At 63.1% G+C, this 24,555-nt stretch carries 21 protein-coding genes and 1 tRNA gene; 17 read left to right on the plus strand and 5 right to left on the minus strand.

Annotated elements, in window-relative coordinates; genetic code table 11:
• The first annotated feature begins 26 nt into the window (after positions 1 to 26).
• The gene (locus U3648_RS13040; protein WP_420859671.1) at positions 27 to 2,195 is read left to right on the plus strand and encodes an RNA degradosome polyphosphate kinase; all 2,169 of its coding nucleotides are present in this window, start codon (positions 27 to 29) and stop codon (positions 2,193 to 2,195) included.
• A gap of 126 nt (positions 2,196 to 2,321) precedes the next feature.
• On the opposite strand, the gene U3648_RS13045 is transcribed toward U3648_RS13040, so the two are convergent.
• Together U3648_RS13045 and U3648_RS13050 are read right to left on the minus strand one after the other, a co-directional pair.
• Positions 2,322 to 3,887, minus strand: coding sequence for a bifunctional metallophosphatase/5'-nucleotidase (locus U3648_RS13045; RefSeq protein WP_420859672.1), 1,566 nt, complete (start codon positions 3,885 to 3,887; stop codon positions 2,322 to 2,324).
• 123 nt (positions 3,888 to 4,010) lie between these two features.
• Complete coding sequence (locus tag U3648_RS13050; RefSeq protein WP_420859673.1) at positions 4,011 to 5,348, minus strand: mechanosensitive ion channel family protein; 1,338 nt, start codon at positions 5,346 to 5,348, stop codon at positions 4,011 to 4,013.
• A 261-nt stretch (positions 5,349 to 5,609) separates the two neighbouring features.
• On the opposite strand from U3648_RS13050, the gene leuC reads away from it, so the two are divergent.
• From leuC to U3648_RS13075, 5 genes are all read left to right on the plus strand, one after another.
• Positions 5,610 to 7,013 (plus strand): 3-isopropylmalate dehydratase large subunit, encoded by a 1,404-nt coding sequence (leuC, locus tag U3648_RS13055; protein ID WP_420859770.1) that lies wholly within the window; start codon positions 5,610 to 5,612, stop codon positions 7,011 to 7,013.
• A 7-nt stretch (positions 7,014 to 7,020) separates the two neighbouring features.
• Positions 7,021 to 7,530, plus strand: coding sequence for a barstar family protein (locus U3648_RS13060; protein WP_420859674.1), 510 nt, complete (start codon positions 7,021 to 7,023; stop codon positions 7,528 to 7,530).
• A 4-nt stretch (positions 7,531 to 7,534) separates the two neighbouring features.
• Complete coding sequence (gene leuD, locus U3648_RS13065; RefSeq protein ID WP_420859675.1) at positions 7,535 to 8,140, plus strand: 3-isopropylmalate dehydratase small subunit; 606 nt, start codon at positions 7,535 to 7,537, stop codon at positions 8,138 to 8,140.
• 445 nt (positions 8,141 to 8,585) lie between these two features.
• A complete protein-coding gene (locus U3648_RS13070) occupies positions 8,586 to 9,386 on the plus strand; it encodes a hypothetical protein (RefSeq protein WP_420859676.1) in 801 nt (266 codons plus the stop codon).
• A complete protein-coding gene (locus tag U3648_RS13075; RefSeq protein WP_420859677.1) occupies positions 9,365 to 10,441 on the plus strand; it encodes an endonuclease/exonuclease/phosphatase family protein in 1,077 nt (358 codons plus the stop codon). The genes U3648_RS13070 and U3648_RS13075 overlap by 22 nt, the downstream gene beginning before the upstream one ends.
• On the opposite strand, the gene U3648_RS13080 is transcribed toward U3648_RS13075, so the two are convergent.
• On the minus strand, positions 10,373 to 11,281 hold the full coding sequence (locus U3648_RS13080; protein ID WP_420859678.1) for a Rossmann-fold NAD(P)-binding domain-containing protein: 909 nt from the start codon (positions 11,279 to 11,281) through the stop codon (positions 10,373 to 10,375). The genes U3648_RS13075 and U3648_RS13080 overlap by 69 nt on opposite strands.
• Positions 11,282 to 11,371: 90 nt before the next feature.
• Here U3648_RS13080 and U3648_RS13085 point away from each other — a divergent pair, with 90 nt between their 5' ends.
• From U3648_RS13085 to U3648_RS13110, 6 genes are all read left to right on the plus strand, one after another.
• The gene (locus U3648_RS13085) at positions 11,372 to 12,268 is read left to right on the plus strand and encodes a LysR family transcriptional regulator (protein WP_420859679.1); all 897 of its coding nucleotides are present in this window, start codon (positions 11,372 to 11,374) and stop codon (positions 12,266 to 12,268) included.
• Positions 12,269 to 12,326: 58 nt separating this feature from the next.
• Entirely contained in the window at positions 12,327 to 13,433 is a 1,107-nt protein-coding gene (gene leuB, locus U3648_RS13090) for a 3-isopropylmalate dehydrogenase (protein ID WP_420859680.1), read from the plus strand.
• A gap of 127 nt (positions 13,434 to 13,560) precedes the next feature.
• The gene (locus U3648_RS13095) at positions 13,561 to 14,523 is read left to right on the plus strand and encodes a DMT family transporter (protein WP_420859681.1); all 963 of its coding nucleotides are present in this window, start codon (positions 13,561 to 13,563) and stop codon (positions 14,521 to 14,523) included.
• A 46-nt stretch (positions 14,524 to 14,569) separates the two neighbouring features.
• A tRNA-Pro gene (locus tag U3648_RS13100) sits at positions 14,570 to 14,646 on the plus strand.
• 126 nt (positions 14,647 to 14,772) lie between these two features.
• Positions 14,773 to 15,921, plus strand: coding sequence for an amidohydrolase (locus U3648_RS13105; protein ID WP_420859682.1), 1,149 nt, complete (start codon positions 14,773 to 14,775; stop codon positions 15,919 to 15,921).
• A gap of 1 nt (position 15,922) precedes the next feature.
• Positions 15,923 to 17,074, plus strand: a complete 1,152-nt coding sequence (locus U3648_RS13110; RefSeq protein WP_420859683.1) for a M24 family metallopeptidase — start codon at positions 15,923 to 15,925, stop codon at positions 17,072 to 17,074.
• 9 nt (positions 17,075 to 17,083) lie between these two features.
• Here U3648_RS13110 and U3648_RS13115 read toward each other — a convergent pair whose 3' ends face one another.
• Both U3648_RS13115 and U3648_RS13120 read right to left on the minus strand, forming a co-directional pair.
• A complete protein-coding gene (locus tag U3648_RS13115; protein ID WP_420859684.1) occupies positions 17,084 to 17,860 on the minus strand; it encodes an SseB family protein in 777 nt (258 codons plus the stop codon).
• On the minus strand, positions 17,847 to 18,443 hold the full coding sequence (locus U3648_RS13120; RefSeq protein ID WP_420859685.1) for a uracil-DNA glycosylase family protein: 597 nt from the start codon (positions 18,441 to 18,443) through the stop codon (positions 17,847 to 17,849). The genes U3648_RS13115 and U3648_RS13120 overlap by 14 nt, the downstream gene beginning before the upstream one ends.
• Before the next feature lie 75 nt (positions 18,444 to 18,518).
• On the opposite strand from U3648_RS13120, the gene U3648_RS13125 reads away from it, so the two are divergent.
• From U3648_RS13125 to U3648_RS13145, 5 genes are all read left to right on the plus strand, one after another.
• Complete coding sequence (locus U3648_RS13125) at positions 18,519 to 19,784, plus strand: Na+/H+ antiporter NhaA (protein ID WP_420859686.1); 1,266 nt, start codon at positions 18,519 to 18,521, stop codon at positions 19,782 to 19,784.
• Between the two features lie 191 nt (positions 19,785 to 19,975).
• Positions 19,976 to 20,635, plus strand: coding sequence for an ABC transporter ATP-binding protein (locus U3648_RS13130; protein WP_420859687.1), 660 nt, complete (start codon positions 19,976 to 19,978; stop codon positions 20,633 to 20,635).
• On the plus strand, positions 20,613 to 22,298 hold the full coding sequence (locus tag U3648_RS13135; protein ID WP_420859688.1) for a KpsE/RkpR family capsule polysaccharide export protein: 1,686 nt from the start codon (positions 20,613 to 20,615) through the stop codon (positions 22,296 to 22,298). Before U3648_RS13130 ends, U3648_RS13135 begins: the two co-directional genes overlap by 23 nt.
• On the plus strand, positions 22,298 to 23,131 hold the full coding sequence (gene kdsA, locus U3648_RS13140) for a 3-deoxy-8-phosphooctulonate synthase (protein WP_420859689.1): 834 nt from the start codon (positions 22,298 to 22,300) through the stop codon (positions 23,129 to 23,131). Before U3648_RS13135 ends, kdsA begins: the two co-directional genes overlap by 1 nt.
• A 60-nt stretch (positions 23,132 to 23,191) precedes the next feature.
• Positions 23,192 to 24,523: a mechanosensitive ion channel domain-containing protein gene (locus tag U3648_RS13145; RefSeq protein WP_420859690.1), complete on the plus strand. Its 1,332-nt coding sequence runs from the start codon at positions 23,192 to 23,194 to the stop codon at positions 24,521 to 24,523.
• Positions 24,524 to 24,555: the final 32 nt, after the last annotated feature.

A 24,555-nucleotide genomic window follows, 5' to 3' on the forward strand; every position in this document is an offset into this window, starting at 1 on the left:
TCACATTTTTGGGCCAGACCCCGCGCATGACCTATGCAGACTTCCTAGAAGCACCCTTTCCCGACCCGGTAGAGATGGACATCGACAAGACCGGTCCGTCGCGGTTCTACAACCGTGAAATGTCGTGGCTTGGGTTCAACTGGCGAGTGCTGGAAGAGGCCGAGAACCCGCGTGTGCCGCTTCTGGAACGGCTGCGGTTCCTGTCGATTTCGGCCACCAATCTGGACGAGTTCTATACCGTCCGGGTCGCGGGTCTGCGGGAACTGGCCCATGCGGGCAATACCACGCCCGCGCTGGACGGGTTGACCCCGGCGGAGCAGCTGATCCTGATCGACCATGATGCCCGCCGCCTGCTGGGGCGTCAGCAGCAGGTGTTCCGGGCCCTGATGGATGAAATGCGCGTAGAGCGGATAACCCTCCTGTCGCGCGACGACCTGTCAAAGGATGATCTGGCCCATCTGGACGAGGTGTTCCTGAACCGCGTCTTCCCGGTCCTGTCGCCGCTGGCCGTGGACCCGGCGCACCCCTTCCCGTTCATCCCGAACGAGGGCTTTGCGCTTGCGCTGCAACTGGAACGCAGCGCCGACAAGCGACCCCTGCGTGCACTGTTGCCCGTGCCGCAGCAGATCGACCGGTTCATCGCCCTGCCGACGGACGGGGGCCACCGGTTCCTGCCGTTGGAAGAACTGCTGCTGCTGCATCTGGGCCAGTTGTTCCCGGGCTACAAGGTGAAGGGCCACTGCGCTTTCCGCGTTCTTCGCGACAGCGATCTGGAGGTCGAGGACGAGGCCGAGGACCTTGTCCGCGAGTTCGAGGTGGCGCTGAAACGTCGCCGCCGGGGCGAGGTGGTGCGGATGAAACTGTCCGCCGATGCGCCGCCCGCGCTGAAATCCATGATCATGGAAGAACTGCCGGTGACCGAGGAAGAGGTTGTCGAGGTTGACGGGCTGATCGGGCTGGCGGATCTGAAGGAACTGGTGTTGGACGACCGGCCCGACCTTCTGTGGCCGCCCTATGCGCCGCGCGTGCCGGAACGGGTGCAGGACCACGATGGCGACATGTTCGCGGCGATCCGTCAGAAGGACATGCTGCTGCACCATCCCTATGAAACCTTCGACATGGTGATCCGGTTCCTGCATCAGGCGGCCCGCGACCCGGACGTGGTGGCGATCAAGCAGACGCTCTACCGGACGTCGAAAAATTCGCCCATCGTCGATGCCCTCTGCGAGGCGGCCGAAGACGGCAAATCCGTCACCGCGCTGGTCGAGTTGAAGGCCCGGTTTGACGAGGCCGCCAATATTCGCCAGTCCCGGCGGCTGGAACGGGCCGGGGCGCATGTCGTCTATGGCTTCACTCAGTATAAAACCCACGCCAAGATCAGCACCGTGGTCCGGCGCGAGGGTGACCAGTTGGTGACCTATACCCATTACGGCACCGGCAACTATCACCCGATCACCGCCCGGATTTACACCGACCTGTCGTTCTTTACCTGCGACGCCGCGCTGGGGCGCGATGCGACGAAGGTGTTCAACTATCTGTCGGGCTATGCGCAGCCGGATACGCTGGAAAACCTCGCGATTTCACCGATCAGCATGAAACCCCGGTTGATCGAGATGATCCGGGCCGAGGCCGCCAACGCCCGCGCCGGAAAACCCGCCGCGATCTGGGCCAAGATGAACAGCCTGATCGAAGAAGACGTGATCGACGCGCTTTATGCGGCCAGTCAGGACGGGGTGAAGATCAGCCTTGTGGTTCGTGGCATCTGCGGATTGCGGCCGGGGGTGAAGGGCCTGTCGGAAAATATCCGGGTGAAATCCATCGTTGGCCGGTTCCTTGAACACAGCCGTATCGTCTGTTTCGCCAATGGTTCGGACCTGCCGTCGAAAAAGGCGCGGGTGTTCATTTCGTCGGCCGACTGGATGGGCCGGAACCTGAACCGCCGGGTCGAAACGCTGGTCGAGATCACCAATGCGACCGTGAAGGCCCAGATCGTCAGCCAGATCATGGCCGCGAACCTGCATGACGTGGCGCAAAGCTGGGTGATGGGGCCGGATGGGTCATTCACCCGCGCCGAGGTTCCGGAATCCGGTTTTGCCTTCAACTGCCACCGGTTCTTCATGGAAAACCCCTCACTGTCCGGGCGGGGGTCCGCCGGGGCAAAGGACGTGCCGCAACTGACCCATACCGAGGATTAGCCCAGTCGCACAAAGGCTGCGCCCGCCCTTGGGGCGGGACGGGCGCGGCCCGGGCTGGCCGTCCGCGTCAAGGAAAAGCCCCCGCCGCTGTCGCGCCGGGGGCCTGCTTCGCTTCTGATAAGTGGATCAGTTGCCGGTGATGGTGATCCGCCCGTCAAGGTAGGGGGTATAGGGCGCGTTCGCGGCAAGGTATTCCGCCGTCACATCGGCCAGATCGGGGCCGAAGTCATAGGCGTTCATTGCGTCGCGGAACATGCCGTATCCATCCCCGCCGTTGCGGACATAGTTGTTGGACACCAGACCATAGGTCGCGGCCAGATCAATCGGCGCACCACCGACCATCACGTCGGACACCCGGCTGCCCGGTTCCTTGGACAGGTCCACGGTGAACGTGATCCCGGCCACCTGCGGGAAGCGGCCTGCGCCCTCTTCCACCTGGCTGACCCCGTTTTCCAGCGCGGCAACGACGGTTTCGCCGGTCACCTGGAAGGTGGACAGGGTGTTCTGGAACGGCAGAACGGTCAGCACCTCGCCCATGGTCACCGGACCCGCGTCGATCGAGGCGCGAAGCCCGCCGCCGTTGGCGATGGCAATCTGGATGCCCTGATCGGCCACACGGTCAAGCATGGCATCGGCGACAAGGTTGCCCATCTGGCATTCCACCGCGCGGCAGAAGGACCGGTCGCCTTCAATCGCGGCAGAGGCTTCGGCCACGACACGGTTGCGGACCTCTTCCAAGGGCGCGGCCAGTTCGCTGATCCGGGCGACGGTCGCCTCGTCCTCGTGCACGGCACCATCCATGATGATCGGCGCGCCCGAGGCTTCGGTGATGTTGCCCTCGTCATCGAAAGTAACGTTCAACTCGCCCAAGAATTTGCCATAGGCATAGGCCTGCACGATGGCCGTATTGCCGACCATGGTCGGATAGGGGCCTTCGGCGTCCTCGTCATCCGAATGCAGATAGGTGTTGGTGTGCCCGCCGACGATCACATCGACGCCGGTCGTGTTTTCGGCCACGCGGATGTCGGTGGCATAGCCCGAATGGGACAGGACGATGATCTTGTTCACGCCCTCGGCGGTCAGCCTGTCCACCTCGGCCTGCACGGCATCGACCGGATCGGTGAAGATCACGTTGGGGCCGGGGCTGGCCAGTTCATCGGTGTCCTGCGGCGTCAGGCCGATCAGGCCAAGCCGTTCGCCGCCCCGTTCGATAATGACCGATTTCTGCAGCGTGTCGGCCAGCAGCTCTTCGCCCGAGAAGTCGGCGTTGGACATCAGCACCGGGAAATTCACGCTGTCCATGAAGCCGCGCAGAACCTCGGGGCCGTCGTCGAATTCGTGGTTGCCCACGGTCATCGCGTCATAGCCCAGCTTGTTCATAAACTCGGCGGCCATCGCGCCCTTGTAGTAGGTATAGAACAGCGTGCCCTGGAACTGGTCGCCGCCATCGAACAGGACCGAGTTGTTGGACCGTGCCCGGGCTTCTTCGATCGCGGTCACAAGACGGGCGGTGCCGCCAAAGCATTCGCCCGCGGCGTTGTCTTCTGCCGAACAGCCCGAATCGAACCGCGAAATCGGTTCAAAGCGCGCGTGAAAATCGTTGGTGTGCAGAATGGTCAGCGAATAATCGGCCATCGCCGCACCCGCGCCCAGCACGACGGCGGCAGAGCTGGTGAGTAGAGTCTTGAGCATAATTTGCCCCCCTTGTTGGTTGTTATCAGCCGATGCTGACGAGAGTTTACCGAAGAGTCAAAGGTTGTCTTTCGGCCTGACCTAACGTCGGCATGTAACGGTCGTTTGACGGTGCCGGGGCGCTTATTCTTGCGCCGCCGCCCCCTGTTCGCCGCCCAGCATCCGCACCTCGCGCTGCGGGAAGGGGATGGATATCCCGTTCTCCTGAAACGCATCCCAAAGCGCGAGGTAGACATTGCCCCGGATATTGGTCAGCCCGCCGGTCGGGTCGCTTATCCAGAACCGCAGCACATAGTCGACGCTGCTGTCGCCAAAGCCCACGATATGGCAGACGGTCTTCTGGCTGGTTAGCACCCTGTCCACGCTTTCCGCCGCCGCAATCGCGATCCTCCGCACGTCATGCGGGCTGTCGGCGTAGGAGGTGCCGAAGTGGATATCCAGCCGGACGAAATCGTTGGAATGGGACCAGTTCACCACTTGCCCGGTGATCAGGTCTTCGTTCGGGATCAGGTACTCGCGCCCATCGCGCGTGGTGATCGACACATAGCGCGCGCCCAACGTGTTGATCCAGCCAAAGGTGTCGCCCAGCGAAATGACGTCACCGGGTTTGATCGACTTGTCCAGCAGCAGGATCACGCCGGACACGAGGTTCGACACCACCTTTTGCAGGCCGAAGCCAAGGCCCACACCGATGGCCCCCGACAGGACCGCAAGCCCGGTCAGGTCCACGCCCACGGCTTTCAACCCGATAAAGAAGGCCGCGCCATAAAGGACAAGCTGCACGAACTTGATCGTCAGCACCCGCATCGACGGGGACAGGTCGGTGTTGCTTTGCAACCGGGCCGAGGTGGTCCGCGACAGCACCCGCGCCCCGAAGAACAGGATGCCGATCACGATCACCGCCTGAAGGATGATCCAGACGGACAGGCGCATTCCCCCGATCTCGACCGCGAGGCTGTCCAACACCTGTTCGGCCTCGGTCGTCAGGTTCAGGATACGCAGGGTGATCCAGACCCAGGCCCCATAGCGCACGACCGCCCGCAGGAAAGCATTGGAAATCAGCCGGGTCGCAAAAGCCACCACAAGCCACGCAAGCGCAAGGTTCGCCACGATCGCCAGAAGATAGGACCGCGAAGGCCAAGTGACCTCGCGCATGATCGCGACGGTCACCCAAGCCAAGACAACGAACAGGATCAGCCGCAGCCGGTTGCGCACCACCAGAAGGACCCGCAGCCGCCACTTGGGCCAGCCTTCGCGGGTCCGCAGCCATTCGGTCACGCGGGGTTCGATGATCCGGGCAATGACATGGGCGGCAATCAGCAGCCCAACCGCGATCAGAACCTGATAGGCGTTCCACGGCCGCAGCAGGCTTTCGGCGAAGTCCATCGCCCGTTCCCAAAGCCCCTGCCCGATCTGGACCACATCCCCGGCAGACCCGGGCGTTTCGACCTCTTGTTCCATGCGCCCTCCGTTCGGTCCACCATGCACCGGCCCCGGACGCCGGGCAAGCGCAAGCCGCCTGTTCAGCGCCCTTGCGGGACTCGGGCAAGGGGTATATCTGCGCTGTCATGAAACAGGTTTTCGATATGGACGACCGCGCCCGCCTGCCCTGGCGGTTCTTCGGCGCGACGCACACGGTCCTCGCCCGTCTATGATGACGGTGCGTGCCCATTGGGGCACCCTGTTCGCACGACCCATTTTCTTTGCATGAAAGAGGACACCATGTCCGGCAAGACGCTCTACGATAAAATCTGGGATGCCCACGTCGCCCATGAGGCCGAGGACGGCACCTGCCTTCTGTATATCGACCGCCACCTTGTGCACGAGGTGACCAGCCCGCAGGCCTTTGAAGGGCTGCGCATGGCAGGCCGCCCGGTGCGCCGCCCCGATCAGACCATCGCGGTGCCCGATCACAACGTGCCCACCACGCTGGGCCGGGAAAACCCCGACCAGATGACCGAAGACAGCCGCATTCAGGTGGCCGCGCTTGACAAGAACGCGAAGGATTTCGGCATCCATTACTACCCGGTGACCGACGTGCGTCAGGGCATCGTGCACATCGTCGGTCCGGAACAGGGCTGGACCCTGCCCGGCATGACAGTGGTCTGCGGCGACAGCCACACCGCCACCCACGGCGCATTCGGCGCGCTGGCCCACGGGATCGGCACCTCGGAAGTGGAACATGTTCTGGCCACCCAGACCCTGATCCAGAAGAAATCCAAGAACATGAAGGTCGAGATCACCGGCAAGCTGCGCCCCGGTGTGACAGCCAAGGACATCACCCTGTCCGTCATCGGCGCGACCGGAACCGCGGGCGGCACCGGCTATGTCATCGAATACTGCGGTGAAGCGATCCGCGACTTGTCGATGGAAGGCCGGATGACCGTCTGCAACATGGCGATCGAAGGCGGCGCCCGCGCCGGTCTGATCGCGCCCGACGAAAAGACCTTTGCCTATGTGCAGGGCCGCCCCCACGCCCCGAAAGGCGCCCAGTACGAGGCCGCGCTGGCGTGGTGGAAGACCCTCTATTCCGATGACGACGCCCATTGGGACAAGGTCATCACCATCAAAGGCGAAGACATCGCGCCCGTCGTCACCTGGGGCACTTCGCCCGAGGACGTGCTGCCGATCACCGATGTGGTCCCCGCGCCCGAGAGCTTCTCTGGCGGCAAGGTCGAGGCCGCCCGCCGTTCCATCGAATACATGGGCCTGACGCCGGGCCAGAAGCTGTCGGACATCGAGATCGACACCGTCTTTATCGGCTCCTGCACCAATGGCCGGATCGAAGACCTGCGCGCCGCGGCCGAGATCCTCAAGGGCAAGAAGATCAAGGTCAAACGCGCCATGGTCGTCCCCGGGTCCGGCCTTGTCCGCGCCCAGGCCGAGGAAGAGGGGCTTGCCGATATCTTCAAGGAAGCCGGGTTCGAATGGCGGATGGCCGGCTGTTCCATGTGCCTTGCCATGAACCCCGACCAGCTGTCCGAGGGCGAGCGCTGCGCCTCCACCTCGAACCGCAACTTCGAAGGGCGTCAGGGCTATAAGGGGCGCACGCACCTCGTCAGCCCGGCCATGGCCGCGGCCGCGGCGCTAACCGGCAGGCTGACTGATGTTCGCGAGATGATGTAGCAGACTTATGGGCACGACCGCGATCCATAACCGCGCCGACTGGCCATTCATCCAGGATGGTGCTGTCACGCTGTTTCTGAAACAGCAAGTGCTGGACGCGGCGATCGAGGCTGTCCGCGATGAAGGTTATTCGGTTCACCGAATTGACTGCGGTCGCGAGGACACGATGATGCGGGACCTGTCCCACGCACTTCGGTGGGAAAAGCAGTTCGGCTACGAGCCGGACAGCCTCAACCTCGATGCCCTGAACGATGCGTTGTGTGGTGAACCCTGTGATGAGCGGCCCAAGCTCCTGTTGGTGCTTGATCGTTTCGCAGGCTTCCGCAAGCGAGGCGCCGACACGGCAACGGCAATGCTCGACATCATCGAATATCAGTCACGCAATCATCTTCTTTTCGGAAATCGGCTTCTGGCCTTCGTCAGGACGAATAATCCCAACACACATATCGAAGGGCTTGGCGGACGCGCCGCCCAATGGAACAAGAAAGAGTGGCTCATGAAGTCACGTGGAGTCTGAACACATGGATAAATTCACCAAACTCACCGGGATCGCGGCGCCGATGCCGCTGGTCAATATCGACACCGACATGATCATCCCCAAGGTCTTCCTCAAGACGATCAAGCGGTCGGGCCTTGGCGTGAACCTGTTCGACGAGATGCGCTATGACCGGCAGGGCAACGAGATCGAAGATTTCGTGCTGAACAAGCCCGCCTATCGCGATGCGCAGATCCTTGTTGCGGGCGACAACTTTGGCTGTGGCTCGTCGCGGGAACACGCCCCTTGGGCGCTCTTGGATTTCGGCATCCGCTGCGTGATCTCGACCAGCTTTGCCGACATCTTCTATAACAACTGCTTCAAGAACGGCATTCTGCCGATCGTCCTGCCGCAGGAAGATGTGGACAAGCTGATGGACGACGCAGAGCGGGGCGCGAATGCGACCGTGACCGTCGATCTGGAAAACCAAACCATCACCGGCCCCGACGGCGGCGAGATCGCGTTCGAGGTTGATCCCTGGCGCAAGCATTGCCTGCTGAACGGGCTGGACGATATCGGTCTGACGCTGGAAAAAGGCGCCTCGATCGACGCCTATGAGGCGAAGATGGCGCAGGACCGTCCCTGGGTCTGATTTCCCAAGGCAATGGTGTCAATTCTAAGGGCCGCCCCGGGTTTCCGGGGCGGTTCTTGTTTACCATGTGCCGCATTTTCCAACATTTTGCCCGTTTATCAGGCGCATTTCGAAGCCTAGGCGCGGGCCGCCCTATCTGGTGGCGAACCCCCAAACTCCACACCGCATCTTGTGGCTGAAAACAGGGCACCATTCTAAGGCTTTGAAATGGTTGCATTCCGGCACCAGTTTCGCCGCAAAACCGCCCCAGTTCCACGGTCAGTTGACCCATCACTTGCTGACCAATCGGAATCTGGGCAAAATCATGTCAAGAATGAGGCAGACCGCCGTCATGGCGGAAAATCAAACTGGGACAAGGGCGCGGCATCGTATCGCGACCGGCCGGATTGAGGATGGACGTCGAGTGGTATCGAGACTTGCAAGTGCGCTGACACGCGCGTTTCTGATGGTGTTGCTGGTTGCGACGCCGTCGATCCTATTGCCGGGGACACCGGCCGACACGACGCAAATCGTGGCCCTTGTTGGTCTTGTCGCGGGCGTGTTTACCTTTGTCGAATACCGGGCCGCCTATCCCAGCCTTGTCGAATTTCGGGACGCGCCGCCGTTCAACCGAATCCGGTTCTTGGCACTGTTCATGACCATCTTCATGCTTGCGGTGATTTGCCGGGGCAAGATTGCGCCAACGACTCTGACGTTGTTTTTCGATGCGATCGGAACGCGGATCGCCGACCTGATAGATTTCCCCTATTCGCCTGTCCGCCTGATGGTGCTGATGCTGCCCGAGAACGCAAGCGTTGACCTTGTGGCATCGGTTCGCACTGCGGCGGGCCTGTCTTACCTGATCTCGATCCTGTCGCTTGGCGTCTTTGTTCTGGTGATGCGGTTCCAGCGCTGGCCGCGCCAGGTGGGCGGATTCAATGTCTGGACCAACATGCCCACCTTCGACCCGACCGCAGGCGGCGACGTGGTGGAGCGGCTCAGCCGGGACAGCCAGATTAACCTTATCTTAGGATTCTTGCTGCCATTCGTGATCCCGGCCTTCGTCAAGCTGGCATCCAACCTGTTCGACCCGATCAGCCTGGCGGACCCGCATACATTGATCTGGACGATGACCGCATGGGCCTTCTTGCCATCCTCCCTTCTGATGCGCGGAATCGCGATCCAGAGGGTTGCGCGGATGATCTGCGAAAAGCGCCGTCGCGACTATGCCGCCTCGCAAGAGGAATGGGAGCCGGCCTCGGCCTGATCCTTTCGGCGACGACCGCACTTGCCGATCCGATCCGTGTTGCCACCTTTGCCGCCCCGCTAAGCCGGGATGGTCCGGGGCTTCTGCTACGCGATATCCTGAAGGGCGACGATCCGGGCATCGCGGCGATTGCCGCCGTTATTGCCCAAACTGATCCCGATATCCTGATCCTGACCGATTTCGACTATGACGCGGGTCAGGCCGCGCTGGGTGCCTTTGCCGATCTGTTGGGACAGTCCGGGGTGCCATATCCCCACAGCTTCGCGCACGCGCCCAACAGCGTGTGGATGACCGATCTGGACCTTGACGGTGACGGTCGGCTGGGCGGCGCGGCAGACCGGCAGGGGTTCGGGTTCTTTGCCGGGGACAATGGCATGGCGGTGCTCTCGCGCCTGCCGATTGATGCGGGGGCCTCTGTCGATCTGTCGGACGTGCTGTGGCGTGACCTGCCCGGTGCGACCCTGCCCGAAGACGATTTCCCGTCGGCCGAGGCGCAGGCGGTTCAACGGTTGTCGTCCTCTGGCCATTGGATCGTGCGGATTGCCCCGCCAGACGGACCGCCCTTTGACCTGCTGGTTTTTGCCGCCACCCCGCCGGTGTTCGACGGGCCGGAAGACCTGAACGGATTGCGGGGCCGGGATGAACTGCGCCTGTGGACGGCGGTTTTGGACGGGGCATTTGGCAAGGCGCCGGACAGTTTCGTCATCGCGGGCAACAGCAACCTTGATCCGGTGGATGGTGACGGGTTCGCCGGGGCGATGGCCGATTTTCTGTCCGACCCCCGACTGCAAGACCCGGCCCCGCAGAGCGCGGGCGCAGCCTTGGTCCCCGATCCCGATCATCGTGGCGACCCCGCCTTTGACACCGCCGACTGGCCAGAGGGCGCGCCGGGGAACCTGCGGGTGTCCTATGTCCTGCCTTCTGTCGGCTGGATCGTGGAAGGCGCGGGCGTTTTCTGGCCCGCGCCCGACGATCCTGCGGCCGCGCTACTGGGCGACGACGGGCTTGCCGCCGGGCCGCATCGCCTTGTCTGGGTTGATCTGCGCCGCGAGTGAGGCGCGGATCACCGCATCAAACGGCGTGTCCTGAAACCCGGGCAAAAGGCGGTCGAACTTGTCCCGGCCCAGCCAGTGAGAGGTGTCCCAAAGGTAGCGCATTTCTTTCATCTCGCGCGCCAGTTCCCAGACCGGGGACAGGGCGGACATGATCCACCAGGGGAAGTGGCTGAACCGCACGGATCGCCCAAGTTGCCGTTCAAGTTCGTCTCGCAACTGCGCGCCGCTGAAGGCGTGGCCGGGAAATGGAATGTCCTCGAACGGCGCAAGATCGCCCCGCCGGTTTGCCAGCATCACCGCCGCCCGCGCCCAATCGGGCAAGTAGCAGTAGGCCTGCATCACATCCGGCCCGCCCGCGATGGTCAGCTTGCCCGATTTGATCCCGCGCAGGTGGACCATCGACATCACGTCGCCGTTGGCCAGCGGGTCGATGAAATTGCCGGCCCGCAGGATGATCGTGGGCACGCCAGACGCGCGGTAGGTTTCTTCCATCTCTTTGCGGATCTGACCTTTGCGGCTGACCGGGGTTTGTGGGGTCTGTTCGGACCATTCGCCGCCCCGATCGCCGTAGTTGTAGACGTTGCCGGGAATGATGACGGTGGCCCCGCTGGCGCGGGCGGCGGCGATGACCTGCGCGGTGATCTGCGGGATCAGGTTGGCCCAGTCGTGATAGGCGGGCGGGTTCAACCCGTTGACGATTACATCCGCCCCCTGTGCCGCCTTGGTCATGTCGGTGCCACGGCGGTAGTAATCCACCTGCCAGCCCGCGTCCCTGAATGCCTGCCCCGCGTGATGCCCGATCTTGCCCGAGCCGCCGAGGATGAGAACCTTTCCAGTCATGTCGATCTCCTTCGTCTGATGGGTCGACATTTAGCCATTCACCTGCGTTTTGAAATTGCCCATGATCGCATATCATGTATTCATTATTGAATGACAAAACCGCTCCAATCCCTCGACTGGTCTTTGGTGCAAGCTTTTCTTGCCGTGGCCGAAACCGGCAGCCTGTCCGCCGCAGCCCGCGACCTTGGCAGCAGCCAGCCGACCCTTGGCCGCCAAATCAAGGCGATCGAGGCGCAGCTGGGTGCGGCGCTGTTTCACCGCCGGGCGCGCGGCTTCGAACTGACCGAGACCGGCGCGGCGCTGGTCGCCCCGGCCCGCGACATGCGCGAGGCCATGCACCGGATCGCCCTGACCGCTGCGGGGCGCGAGGAGCGGCTGGCGGGCACCGTGCGGATCACGGCCAGCGTTGTTATGTCGACCTTTCATCTGCCCGCGATCCTGACCCGCATCCGCGAGGCCGAGCCGGAGATCGAACTGGAGCTGGTCCCGTCAGACACCAGCAGCAACCTGCTGTATCGCGAGGCGGACATCGCGATCCGCATGTATCGGCCGACGCAACTGGATCTTGTGACGCGCCATATCGGCGACCTGCCACTGGCGGCTTATGCCGCCACCTCCTATTTGGCGCGGCGCGGCCGTCCAAAGGGACCGCAGGACCTACCGCAACATGAGGTGATTGGCTATGACGCCCAGTCCGACATTCTGGACGGGTTCCGGGCGGCGGGCATGGATGTGGACCGCCATTGGTTCCGGATGCGCACCGATGACCAGCTTGCCTATTGGGCGCTGGTGCGGGCGGGGGCGGGTATCGGGTTTTCGCAGGCCGAGATCGGGGACAACGACCCATTGGTCGAACGGCTGGACTTTGGGTTTCCCTTGCCGACGCTGCCGGTCTGGCTGACTGCGCATGAGGCGATGCGGCAAACCCCGCGCATCCGCCGCGTCTGGGACATGCTGGTCGAGGGGCTTTCGCCTTTGGTTTCTTGACCCTCGCGGGGCAAAGGGCTAGGCCGTGCCGAACCCTTATCACGACGGAACCAAACCCATGTCCAACCCCTCTCTCCTCATCCTGCCCGGCGACGGGATCGGCCCGGAAGTCATGGCCGAGGTCAAGAAGATCATCGGCTGGTACGGCGACAAGCGCGGCCTGAAGTTCGACGTCAGCGAAGACCTGGTCGGCGGGGCCGCCTATGACGCCCATGGCACGCCGCTGCACGACGACACGATGGCCAAGGCGCAAGAGGTGGACGCGGTTCTTCTGGGTGCCGTGGGTGGCCCGAAGTACGACGTGCTGGATTTCAGCGTAAAGCCGGAACGCGGGTTGCTGCGCCTGCGCAAGGAAATGGATCTGTATGCCAACCTGCGTCCGGCCCAGTGCTTTGACGCGCTGGCCGATTTCTCGTCCCTGAAAAAGGACGTGGTTGCGGGCCTCGACATCATGATCGTCCGCGAACTGACCAGCGGCATCTATTTCGGCGAGCCGCGCGGCATCTTCGAGGAAGGCAACGAACGCGTGGGGATCAACACCCAGCGCTACACGGAATCCGAGATCGACCGCGTCGCCCGGTCTGCCTTTGAACTGGCACGTCGCCGGGGCAACAAGGTCTGTTCGATGGAAAAGGCCAACGTGATGGAATCGGGCATCCTGTGGCGCGAAGTGGTCCAGAAGGTCCACGACGAGGACTATCCGGATGTCGAGCTGTCGCACATGTACGCCGACGCCGGCGCGATGCAGCTGTGCCGCTGGCCCAAGCAGTTCGACGTGATCGTCACCGACAACCTGTTTGGCGACCTTCTGTCGGATGCCGCCGCGATGCTGACCGGATCGCTTGGGATGCTGCCCTCGGCCTCGCTTGGCGCGCCGATGGCCAATGGCCGCCCGAAGGCGCTGTATGAACCCGTGCACGGGTCGGCCCCGGATATCGCCGGTCAGGGCAAGGCCAACCCCATCGCCTGTGTACTGTCCTTCGCAATGGCGCTGCGCTATTCCTTCGATCAGGGGGAAGAGGCCGACCGTCTGGAAAAGGCTGTTGAAAAGGTTCTGGCCGACGGTGTCCGCACCGCCGACCTTCTGGGCGAAGAGGGCGTGACCCCCGTGACCACCAGCGAAATGGGCGACGCGATCATCGGGGCGCTTGACGCCAGCCTCTGATCTGATCGGACGTTGACAACAGAACCCCGCCCAACGCAGGGCGGGGTTTCGTATTTTGAGGGTCGCCAGATTGACCCCGCGGCGATATTCCCCAAGACTGTTGGCGCTATCACCGAAGGCCGGATTCATGAGCCAGAATATCAAAGGCGCGCTTTACGCGCTGATCGCATTTGGCATTTTCGCCACCCATGACGTTCTGGTGAAAATCCTTGGCGGGGCTTATTCGCCGGTCCAACTGGTGTTTTTCAGCGTCCTTCTCAGCTTTCCGCTGGCCACGTTGATGCTGATGCGGGATGCGACGCCGGGCACCCTGTTGCCCGCGCACCCGTGGTGGATGGCCCTGCGGACCGTCGCGGCAGTGGTGACCGGCATGTCGGCCTTTTATGCGTTTTCGGTTCTGCCCTTGGCGCAGGTCTATGCGATGATCTTCGCCTCGCCCCTGATCATCACCGTTCTGGCGATCCCGATTCTGGGCGAAAAGGTGCGCCTTCGCCGGGGACTGGCCGTGCTGGTCGGGCTTGCCGGGGTCATGGTCGTGCTGCGGCCGGGACAGACCGAACTGGGCCTTGGGCACCTTGCCGCGCTGATGGCGGCCTTTGGCGGGGCGCTGAACTCGGTCGTGGTGCGCAAGATCGGGGCGGACGAACGCAACGTGGTTCTTCTGCTTTATCCGATGGTCGCAAACTTCCTTGTGATGGGCGCGTTCCTTGCCCTCATCTACAAACCGATGCCGGTGGAGCATCTGGGCCTGCTGGCGATCCTGTCGGTTCTGGCCTGGGTCGCGGGGCTGGGAATCATCGCGGCCTATAAATCGGGCGAGGCGGTGATCGTTGCGCCGATGCAATATTCCCAGATCCTTTGGGCCAGTGCCTATGGCGCGTTCTTCTTCGATGAACAGATCGACGGGGCAACGGCGCTGGGATCGGCGATCATTATCGCCTCGGGCCTTTATATCGTGCTGCGCGAAAGCAAATCGGGCAATTCTGCCAACCGTCCGGTGTTGCGCACCCGGTCCCGACCGGACACCGGAACCACCCTGCGGATCAGCCCGTTCCTGCCCAGTTCGATCCGCTTCAAAAGGGGGCAATAAGGCGCTTGCATATTCCGCGCGGGCGGATTAACCCACGCCCCACGGTCGGAGCGTAGCGCAGCCTGGTAGCGCACCTGCTTCGGGAGCAGGGGGTCGGAGGTTCGAATCCTCTCGCTCCGACCAATTTCCCGATTATCAGATATCGTTGATGCAAGACCTTCGCATGGTCGCGGACCGGGGTTGGCATGTCGCGGCCAAGGATTGCACCCTCTTCGGACAGGGCGATAGGCTAGCGGGATGGAGGCCCCAATGACGTTTGACCCTTCCGAGCTTGTCGCGCTTCGCCGCGAATTTCACCGCAATCCTGAATTGGGTTTCAAAGAGGACAGGACCAAGGCCCGAGTGGCGGAAATGCTTCGCGGTTGGGGCATCGAGGTTCAGGAAGGGGCCGGGGTCGTTGGTATCCTGCGCGCGGGGACCGGCAACCGGGCCATCGCTCTGCGCGCGGACATGGATGCCCTGCCGATTCTTGAGACCAGCACCCATGACTACCCGTCGCAAACGCCCGGCGTGATGCATGCCTGCGGCCATGACGGCCATACCGCCATGCTGCTTGGGGCCGCACGGGCGCTGGCCTCAGATCCGGGGTTCGACGGGACGGTCGTATTCCTGTTTCAGCCAAATGAAGAACACGGCCTTGGCGCGCGGGCGATGATCGACGAAGGAGTGCTGGACCGTATCCCGTTTGAAGAGGTCTATGCCATCCACAACCTGCCCGGAGCGCCAGTCGGCCAGGTATCGACCCGGCCCGGCCTGATCTGTTCATCCGAAAGCCTTTTCGAGATCGAAATCACCGGTCAGGGTGGGCATGCGTCCATGCCGCAAGTGGGCCGGGACGCGATTACAATCGGCGCAGAGATCGTGACCGCCCTGCAAACCATCGTTTCGCGCAAACTGGCGCCCGGCGCGGGCGCGGTGGTGTCGGTCACCGAATTCCTGACAGACGGTCAGCGCAACGTGCTGCCGGGGCATGCCGTCCTGAAAGGGGACGCACGGGCGCGGACACCGGCAGACCGCGCCACGATTGAAACCGCGATGCGCCAGATTGCCGAGGGGATTGCCGCGGCGCATGGGGTCACGGCCCGTGTCGAATTTCGGACCGAATTCATTGAAACGATCAATGCGCCAGTCCCGACTGACGCGGTCGTTCGAGCCGCGCAAACGGCAGGGCTGGACGTTGTGCCAGACCGCGACCCGATGAGCTTTTCCGAAGATTTCGCCCATTTCGCCGCCGCCGTGCCGGGCTGCTTCCTGTTGCTGGGCAACGGCACCGAAGGACCGAACGGCAAGCCCCTTCATTCCGACGACTATGATTTCAACGATGCGCTCTTGCCGATCGGGGTGTCGTTCTGGACGGAACTGGTGCGCGATCGCCTGCCAGCCAAGACGGAGCAGTAACATGACCCAGTTTTCGGACCGCATGGACAGGTTTCGCGCCCGGCTCGCAGAGGCGGGGACGGATGTCGCGCTGATCACGGATGATGACAATGTCTATTACCTGACCGGGTATCACGACTATCTGCACATGGAATTCGGTCGTCCGACGATTCTGGTGGTGCCGAAGGACGGCGACAGCCTGTTGATCACCCCGTCAATTGACCTGAATACCGCGGTGGCATCCGCGCAGGTCGGGCGGATCGCGGCGTGGAATGACGGAATGGGCGCGGAATGGCGGGCGGAACTGCCAGGGGCGCTGCGGGGCGCGGGCCGCGTCGGGATCGAACCCGACCACATGCCGCCGGTCGTCCGGGCCTATATCGCCGACCTTCTGGACCCACAGGCAATCTGCCCGGTCACCCCGATCCTGAATGATCTTCGGATGATCAAATCGCCGGAAGAACTGCAATTGGCTCGCCATGCCGGGCAGGTGGCGAATGCGATGATGGCGGCGGGCCGCGCCGCGATTGCCGATGGTGTTCCTGAATTCGAGGTGGCGCTGGCCACATCCGCCGCCGGAACCCGCAAGGCGGCGGCACTGCTGGCAGCGCATTACGATGCGGCAGACATGTCGCCCAACACCCATTTCCTGCAGATCATGGCATCTGGTGACACGATCACGAAGACCCATCACCGCGCGACGAACCGGATTATGCGGCGGGGCGAACCGGTGTTCCTATGCTTTTGCGGCATGACCAATTTCCATCGGTTCAAACTGGGGTTCGACCGGACCTTCTGGATCGGCGCGCCCAGCGATCCGTCGCAATTGGACGTCTATCGCGTCGCCGTGGAAAGCCAGCAGGCCGCGCTTTCGGTGCTCCGGCCCGGCGTGACCGCCGAAAGCGTTCACGCCGCCTATGCCGAGGTGATCCAGGGTGCCGGATTCGAATACCCGTTCCGCTGCGGCCGCGCGACCGGGTTCAGTTTTCTTGAGAAACCGCAACTGGTTACGGGGGATATGACCGTCTTGCAGCCGGGTATGGTGCTGGCGGTTGACGGGTCCGTTTCGGTCGATACCTTCCGCGCCCAAGTGGGCGACAGTTTCATCCTGACCGAAGATGGCTACGAGCCGCTGACAGACCATCCGAAGTCGGTTGAGGATGTGATGCTCTAACGCTTTGCGCTAGCGCAACCGCGGCGGCTTGTCCGGGTCGCTGCCGGGGGCGATAGGGGCTGGCGCAACTTCGTGTTCGGGCAGGTCGAACCGTAGCCCCACCCGCGAAAGGCTGGCCGCCGCCGGGTCCTGCGCCCGCAGGAACGCCACGTCGATGGCCCCGGCATCGATCCCGGAAAAGGTCAGCGCCTCGCCCGCGGCAGAGGCCAGTGCGGCCTCGGCCCCTTCGACCGCATCGACGAAGGCCAGCATGTGGCCCCGCGCGCCGCTATCATAGGTGACCCCGGCCAGATAGGCACAGCGGGCCAGCCCGACGGCGGTGGCAAGTTTGCGGTCGATCCCGGCGACCACGGCGTCGGGCAACCCCTGCGGCGGGGTGAACTCGACCGGTCGGGCCTCGGCGACCTCGGGGCCGTGGGCCAGCGTTTCGGCCAGCCAATCGACGGCGTCCGACGGGATCAGCATGGCCGACGGCCCGGTTTCAAGGTTCAACCCCATTCCAATCACCTGCCCGGCCAGCATCCGCACCAGCATTCGGCCCGACAACCCGGCGTAGGGGCTTTCGCTGCCGGTAAACCCGGTCAGCCGTTCGATCCGGTCGAAGACAAGGACAAAGGTCTGACCCTCGACCTCGAATGTTTGGGGGGTCACGTCGTCGCCTTCGGGTTCGCCTTCCAGCAGCAGGAACAGTTCGGTGTCGGCCAACCGTTCGTAGAATCGCAGCCGGGCCAGATCGTCCTCCGGCGCGGCCTCCATCGCGGCATGGGCGGTATCAAGTTCGGTCATCATCCAGCACCTCGGCGACGCGGACCCGCAGGGCGGGCAGAAGTTCGGTTTCGAACCATGGGTTCCGTCTGATCCACGCCGTATTGCGCCACGACGGATGAGGCAAGGGCAGCACGCGGGGCCAATGGTCGCGCCAGCCGGCAACGGTTTCGGTGACACCCGCGCGGGTGCCAAGGTGCCAACGCTGCGCCGCGCCGCCCACCAGAAGGATCAGGCGCAGGTTCGGCAGGTTGTCCATCACCTCGGCCCGCCATGTCCGGGCGCAGAGGGGTGGCGGGGGCAGGTCGGCGCCTTTGGCATCATAGCCGGGGAAACAGAAGGCCATCGGCACGATCGCGATCCTGTCACGGTCATAGAAGGTTTCGCCGTCCACCCCCATCCAATCGCGCAGCCGGTCGCCGGAGGGATCGGTGAAGGGTTGGCCACTTTCATGGACCCGCGCGCCCGGGGCTTGCCCCACCACCAGCACCCGCGCCGAGGGCCGGAACCAGACCACGGGACGCGGCGCATGGGCGGTCGCCGTGGCCCGAAACCTGTCGGCGCACAGCCTGCAATCCGCGATCCGTTCGGTCAGCACGGCCATTTCCCGCCCGCCGCCGTTGTGCCTTTGGTTCGATTGGGGTAAGCGCGAAGGAACAATATCCAACGGGGGAAGTCGATGTATCGCGTCTGGAATTTCGTCACCAATTATTCCCTGCTTTTGATCGCTGGGGCAATCATCGCCCTGATCTGGGCAAACGTGAACCCCGACAGCTATCACCATTTCGTCGAATATCCGCTGGTCGACCATTTCTTCATCGGCCATGCCCACTATGACGCGGCCGGTCAGGTCGAATACCGGACGCTGACGCTGCACTACCTTGTGAACGATGTGCTCATGGCGCTGTTCTTTGCCATCGCGGCCAAGGAAGTCTGGGAGGCGATCATCCTCAAGAACGGGTCGCTGCGCGGCAAGAAGGCCGCAACCCCGCTGGTCGCGACCGCGGGCGGGATGATCGGGCCGATCACCGTCTACCTTGGTCTGGCCGCGCTTCTGGGGTCCGAAACCTACAGCGCTGTCGCCAACGGCTGGGCGATCCCCACGGCAACCGACATCGCGTTTTCCTACCTCGTCGGCCGCATGGTGTTTGGCGCGGGCCACCCGGCGGTGCGGTTCCTGCTGCTTCTGGCCATCGCGGACGATGCCGGCGGGCTGATCATTCTGGCGATCTTTTATCCCTCGGGCGAGCTGGCGCCGGAATGGCTCCTTCTATCTCTGGCTGCCGCTGTCGCCGTCTTCGTCTTGGCCAACTGGCTGCCCCGGCGGCTGGACCGTGGCAATGACGCGCGGCCCTGGTCGACATGGGCGCGCAACACCCTGTCGTTCTGGCCCTACCTGATCGCGGGCTGCATCAGCTGGTACGGTTTTCAGGAAAGCGGGATTCACCCGGCGCTTGGCCTGTTGCCCATCGTGCCGACCATCCCCCATGCCGACCGGGCCTTTGGTATCTTCTCGGAGGCGGAACAGTATCTGACCGATCTTCTGAACCACATCGAACACATCCTGAAGCACCCGGTAGAGATCATCCTGTTCTTCTTCGGCCTGCTGAATGCAGGGGTCGAGTTCTCGGCCATTTCGTCGCCCACCTGGCTGGTTCTGGCGGGGCTCCTGATCGGGAAGCCGGTGGGCGTTTTGCTGTTCGGCTGGCTTGCGGCGGGGCCAATGGGGCTGGGCCTGCCAAAAGGGATGCGAACGATCGACCTGTTCGTGATCGGCTGTGTCGCGGCGATCGGCTTTACCGTGGCGCTTTTCGTGGCCTCTGTTGCCTTTGATCCGGGTCCGGTTCAGGACGCGGCCAAGATGGGGGCGCTGTTCAGTTTTGGCGCTGCCGTCATCTCGATCGTGGCCGGGAAACTGACCCGGGTGCAGAAGCAGGACAGCTGACCCAAGGGAAGACCGACACGGGGCGGCCCATCCGGGTCGCCCTTTTCCATTTTGCAATAAGCATTGTATTTTTCCGCCCCGATCCGACATAATGCAAAGAAAAACAGCGCCCGAACACCGGGCGTTAACCATGATCGGTGACCTTGCAGACCTACTGCGGGCCATTCGCAGGCAGGCAAAAGCGGATCGCGATGCTGGAATTCATTGATGTCAGCAAGTCCTTCTGGACCGGCAAACAGCGCAAGGTCATCCTTGACCGGGCGTCGTTCCGGGTGGAGCTTGGCAATTCGCTGGGCATCCTTGCCCCCAATGGCACCGGCAAGACGACCCTGATCAACATGATGGCGGGGCTGGAAAAACCAGACGAAGGGCAGATCTTGCGGACCAGCCGCATTTCCTTTCCGCTGGGGTTCATGGGCGGGCTGGTCCACAAGCATACCGCACGCGAGAACACCCGCTACATCGCGCGTCTGTATGGGCTTGATCCCGATTATGTCGAGGCGTTCTGCCGCTGGCTGTGCGACATCAAGGAATATTTCGACATGCCGGTCGGCACCTATAGCCAGGGGATGCGGTCGCGCCTGTCGTTTGCCCTGATGCTGGCGCTGGATTTCGATATCTATCTGATCGACGAAGGGATGCCGCAGACGACCGACGCCGCGTTCAACCGCAAGGCGGGCGAAATCATGCGCGAACGGCTGGAAACCACAACCGTGATCATCGTGTCCCACCAGCCCCAGACGCTGGAGAAATTCGCCAGATCGGCCGCCGTGCTTGCCAACGGCAGGTTCCACATGTTTGACACCTTGGAAGAAGCGAAGCAGTTGTATGACTACGAAACCCAAGGCTAGAAAATTCCGCATCCGGCGCAGTGGCACCGGCCCGGGCAGCGCCCGGCCCGATACACGTGCGCCGCTTGGTGCGATTGGCACGGCCCCCTCTGCCCCGCCGTCGGCGCCTACCGCGCTTCCGATGGGCGGGCAGGTTGACACACCCGCGCAGGTTCAGGCCGAGACGGATCTGGACACGATCCGGGCCGAAGGGCTGACCGGGCGGCAATTGCGGATGGCCCGGCGTGTGGCCCAAAAGCATGGCATCGCCGCCACATCCGATTTCGATGCGGTGCGCCAGCTGCGCGCGCGCGGGATCGACCCGTTCGAGAAATCCTCGATCCTTGAACTGGTCAAGCCCACTGCGGCGGCAGGGGGTGGGGGGCAGCCGCCCGCAGCCACATCCGGCCCGGCAGACGCAGCCACTCCGGGGGGCGACCAACAACCAATTGGGCGAATCCAGTTGCCCCAGACCATCCCGCAACAAAGCCGCGAGGTTGGACATCCGGTTCAGCCGAACCCGGCGGACCAGCGGGCGCGAGAAATCCTGAAGATCCAGCGCGACATCGCAAAACGCCGCCGTCGCCGGCTGATGCTGCTTGCGTCGCGGCTGTCGATGTTCGTTCTTCTGCCGACCCTGATCGCGGGTTACTATTTCTTCGCTATCGCGACCCCGATGTATGCCACGAAATCCGCCTTCGTGATCCAGCAGGCAGAAGCCGCCGCTGCCGGGGCGGGCGGTTTGGCTGGGATGTTCCAGGGCACCAGCATGGCAACCCAGCAGGACAGCACCGCGGTGAAGTCCTACCTGAGCAGTCGGGATGCGATGCAAAGGCTCGATTCCGAACACGGGTTCAAGGCGCATTTCTCGGACCCCGAAATTGACGCGATCCAAAGGCTTGCACCCGACGCGTCGAACGAAGAAGCCTTCGCCACCTATCAGGACCACATCCGCATCGCGTATGACCCGAGCGAGGGGGTCATCAACCTTGAGGTCATTGCGACCAACCCGGAGGCAAGCCAGCGGTTTTCAGAAGCGCTGATCGGCTATGCCGAGGAACAGGTCGACCAGATGACCCAGCGCCTGCGCGCTGATCAGATGGCCGGGGCCGAGCAAAGCTATCGCGATGCGGAAGCCCGCCGGGAACAGGCCCTGCAAGAGCTGCTGAGAATTCAGAACGAAGTTTCTGTTCTTAGCCCCGAGGGCGAGGTTTCCGCGATCTTGTCTCAGATCAGCACATTGGAAACCCAGAAGCAGCAAAAGCAGCTCGAACTGGCGCAGTTGAGCAGTGTCCGCCGCCCGAACGAGGCGCGGGTCAACGCCCTGACGCAGGAAATTGCAAATCTCGACGACCTGATCGTTACACTTCGTAACCAGATGACCCAGCAGAGTGGTGGCGGGTCCACGCTGGCCTCCAAGACGACAGAGCTGCGGCTGGCCGAAGAGAATTACCAGTTTCAGACGATCATGGTGCAGCAGGCACTGGGATTGCGCGAAACCGCCCGGATCGAGGCAGAGCGGCAGGTGCGTTATCTGTCATTGTCAGTGCGCCCCATCGCACCGGACGACCCGACCTATCCGCGGGCGCTGGAAAACACGCTCGTCACCTTTCTGATCCTTGCGGGCATCTACCTGATGCTTTCGCTGACCGCTTCCATCCTTCGCGAACAGGTTTCTTCCTGATGAAACACGTCCAGATCGGCGGCCTGACGGTCGCCAACGACCTTCCCCTTTGCGTCATTGCAGGCCCCTGCCAGCTTGAAAGCCGGGACCACGCCCTGATGATCGCCCGCACCATGGCCGAGGCCTGCGCTGCGGCGGGGGCGCAATATGTGTTCAAGGGCAGTTTCGACAAGGCGAACCGCACCTCCCTTTCGGGCAAGCGCGGGCTGGGGATCGACGAAGGGCTGGCCGTCCTTCAGGCCGTGAAGGATGAGATCGGCTGCCCGGTTCTGACCGACATCCATTCCGAGGCCCAATGCGCCCCGGTGGCAGAGGTCGCCGATATCCTGCAAATCCCCGCCTTCCTGTGCCGCCAGACAGACCTGCTGCTCGCCGCGGGGGAAACCGGCGCGGTGATCAACGTCAAGAAGGGGCAGTTTCTGGCCCCCTGGGACATGCCAAATGTGGTGTCCAAGATCGAAAGCACCGGCAACACCCGTATCCTGCTGACCGAGCGGGGGGCCTCTTTCGGCTATAACACCCTTGTGGCCGATATGCGGTCCCTGCCGATCATGGCCCGCACCGGGTATCCGGTAGTCATGGATGCAACCCATTCGGTGCAACAGCCCGGCGGGCAGGGCGGATCGTCCGGGGGCCAACGCGAATTCGCCCCGGTCATGGCCCGTGCCGCGGTCAGCCTTGGGATCGGGGCGGTGTTCATCGAAACCCACGAAGACCCGGACAATGCGCCGTCAGACGGGCCGAACATGATCCCGCTGTCGCGGATGCCCGCGCTTGTGAACAGCCTCATGGGGTTTGACCGGCTGGCCAAGGCGGACCCGCTGCACGTCTGACTTTCACCCCCGGCGTTTCCGGCCTAGGGTTTGGACAACAGTTCAACCCAGCGGTTTCTCATGCGTCTTTTCCATATCCTTCTGATCTGCCTGTCGCTTTTCCTGTCCCCCACCCTTGCCCCGGCCCAAACCGCCGAAGCGCCGAGCGGCCCGATCACCACCGAAAGCTCTGCAACCGACGATGCGGCTATCGCCACGCGTATTCGCGACATCATTGGCGAATTGGGCGGATATGAGGATGTGACGGTGCAGGTCAGCGACGGGATCGTGACCCTGCGCGGCACGGCCACATCCGCCGCAGAGATCGACAGCCTGACCGGGCTGGCGACCCGTGTGCAGGGCGTTGTCGCCGTCAAGAACGAGGTGACCGAGACCGGCGATCTGGCCCGGCGTCTGGACCCGGCGATGGACCGGTTTCTGGCCCGGGTCGAACAGCTGATCACCCTCCTCCCCCTGATCCTGATCGCGCTGGCGGCGTTCCTGTTCGTGGCCTTCCTTGGGCGGATACTGGCGCGGATGAAACAGCCTTGGGACAGGCTCGCCCCCAATGCGTTCATCGCGGAGCTTTACCGCCAGATCGTGCTGATCGTCTTCGTGGTCGCCGGGCTGGTGATTGCGCTGGACATCCTGAACGCCACCGCGCTTTTGTCCACCATCCTTGGCGCGGCGGGGATCGTCGGCCTTGCCATCGGCTTCGCGGTTCGCGACACGGTGGAAAACTATATCGCGTCGGTCCTGCTTTCGATCCGGCAGCCGTTCCGGCCCAATGACACGGTGGAGATCAACGGCGATCAGGGCAAGGTGATCCGCCTGACCAGCCGGGCGACGATCCTGCTGAGCTTTGACGGCAACCACATCCGCATCCCGAATTCGACCGTGTTCAAAAGCCGCATCATCAATTTCACCCAGCAATCCGACCGGCGGTTCATGTTCGACCTGCTGGTCGATCCGGGCGCGGACCTGTCGCAGGCGCGGACCATCGCGGCCGAGACCGTGCAGGCGCTGCCTTTCGTCCTTGCCGAACCGGCGGCACAGGCCTGGATCGAAGGGATCGACCCGGGCGGTGCGCAGATCAAGGTCACGGGCTGGATCGACCAGCATGAAACCTCGATCCTGCTGGCGCGAGGCGAGGCCCTGCGCCTTGTGAAGCGCGGCTTTGAAGAGGCGGGAATCGACCTGGTGAACGCGGTCCAGCGGGTGCTTCTTGAAGGAGCGCCGGGGCCCGAGACCGCTGCACAACAGGCCGCCGCAGCCGCGCCCGAACCCACGGAATCGGCCGAGGTTGCGACAGTTGAAACCACCAATGAAACCGCGCTGGACAAGATGATCGACGCAGAGCGGGAACAGGACGAGACCGAGGACCTGCTGACCGAGGACGCCACGAAAGAATAGCCGAATTTTTCGGATTGAAAGGGGTTGAACAG

It is taken from the genome of Marivivens marinus, assembly GCF_035969385.1.
Taxonomy (GTDB): Bacteria; Pseudomonadota; Alphaproteobacteria; order Rhodobacterales; family Rhodobacteraceae; genus SELP01.

Bases quoted from the DNA above. Each gene is read 5' to 3' on its own strand.
- U3648_RS13040 (WP_420859671.1), top strand. From the start codon at position 27: ATGACCTATGCAGACTTCCTAGAAGCACCCTTTCCCGACCCGGTAGAG.
- U3648_RS13045 (WP_420859672.1), bottom strand. From the start codon at position 3,887: ATGCTCAAGACTCTACTCACCAGCTCTGCCGCCGTCGTGCTGGGCGCG.
- U3648_RS13050 (WP_420859673.1), bottom strand. From the start codon at position 5,348: ATGGAACAAGAGGTCGAAACGCCCGGGTCTGCCGGGGATGTGGTCCAG.
- leuC (WP_420859770.1), top strand. From the start codon at position 5,610: ATGTCCGGCAAGACGCTCTACGATAAAATCTGGGATGCCCACGTCGCC.
- U3648_RS13060 (WP_420859674.1), top strand. From the start codon at position 7,021: ATGGGCACGACCGCGATCCATAACCGCGCCGACTGGCCATTCATCCAG.
- leuD (WP_420859675.1), top strand. From the start codon at position 7,535: ATGGATAAATTCACCAAACTCACCGGGATCGCGGCGCCGATGCCGCTG.
- U3648_RS13070 (WP_420859676.1), top strand. From the start codon at position 8,586: ATGGTGTTGCTGGTTGCGACGCCGTCGATCCTATTGCCGGGGACACCG.
- U3648_RS13075 (WP_420859677.1), top strand. From the start codon at position 9,365: ATGGGAGCCGGCCTCGGCCTGATCCTTTCGGCGACGACCGCACTTGCC.
- U3648_RS13080 (WP_420859678.1), bottom strand. From the start codon at position 11,281: ATGACTGGAAAGGTTCTCATCCTCGGCGGCTCGGGCAAGATCGGGCAT.
- U3648_RS13085 (WP_420859679.1), top strand. From the start codon at position 11,372: ATGACAAAACCGCTCCAATCCCTCGACTGGTCTTTGGTGCAAGCTTTT.
- leuB (WP_420859680.1), top strand. From the start codon at position 12,327: ATGTCCAACCCCTCTCTCCTCATCCTGCCCGGCGACGGGATCGGCCCG.
- U3648_RS13095 (WP_420859681.1), top strand. From the start codon at position 13,561: ATGAGCCAGAATATCAAAGGCGCGCTTTACGCGCTGATCGCATTTGGC.
- U3648_RS13105 (WP_420859682.1), top strand. From the start codon at position 14,773: ATGACGTTTGACCCTTCCGAGCTTGTCGCGCTTCGCCGCGAATTTCAC.
- U3648_RS13110 (WP_420859683.1), top strand. From the start codon at position 15,923: ATGACCCAGTTTTCGGACCGCATGGACAGGTTTCGCGCCCGGCTCGCA.
- U3648_RS13115 (WP_420859684.1), bottom strand. From the start codon at position 17,860: ATGACCGAACTTGATACCGCCCATGCCGCGATGGAGGCCGCGCCGGAG.
- U3648_RS13120 (WP_420859685.1), bottom strand. From the start codon at position 18,443: ATGGCCGTGCTGACCGAACGGATCGCGGATTGCAGGCTGTGCGCCGAC.
- U3648_RS13125 (WP_420859686.1), top strand. From the start codon at position 18,519: ATGTATCGCGTCTGGAATTTCGTCACCAATTATTCCCTGCTTTTGATC.
- U3648_RS13130 (WP_420859687.1), top strand. From the start codon at position 19,976: ATGCTGGAATTCATTGATGTCAGCAAGTCCTTCTGGACCGGCAAACAG.
- U3648_RS13135 (WP_420859688.1), top strand. From the start codon at position 20,613: ATGACTACGAAACCCAAGGCTAGAAAATTCCGCATCCGGCGCAGTGGC.
- kdsA (WP_420859689.1), top strand. From the start codon at position 22,298: ATGAAACACGTCCAGATCGGCGGCCTGACGGTCGCCAACGACCTTCCC.
- U3648_RS13145 (WP_420859690.1), top strand. From the start codon at position 23,192: ATGCGTCTTTTCCATATCCTTCTGATCTGCCTGTCGCTTTTCCTGTCC.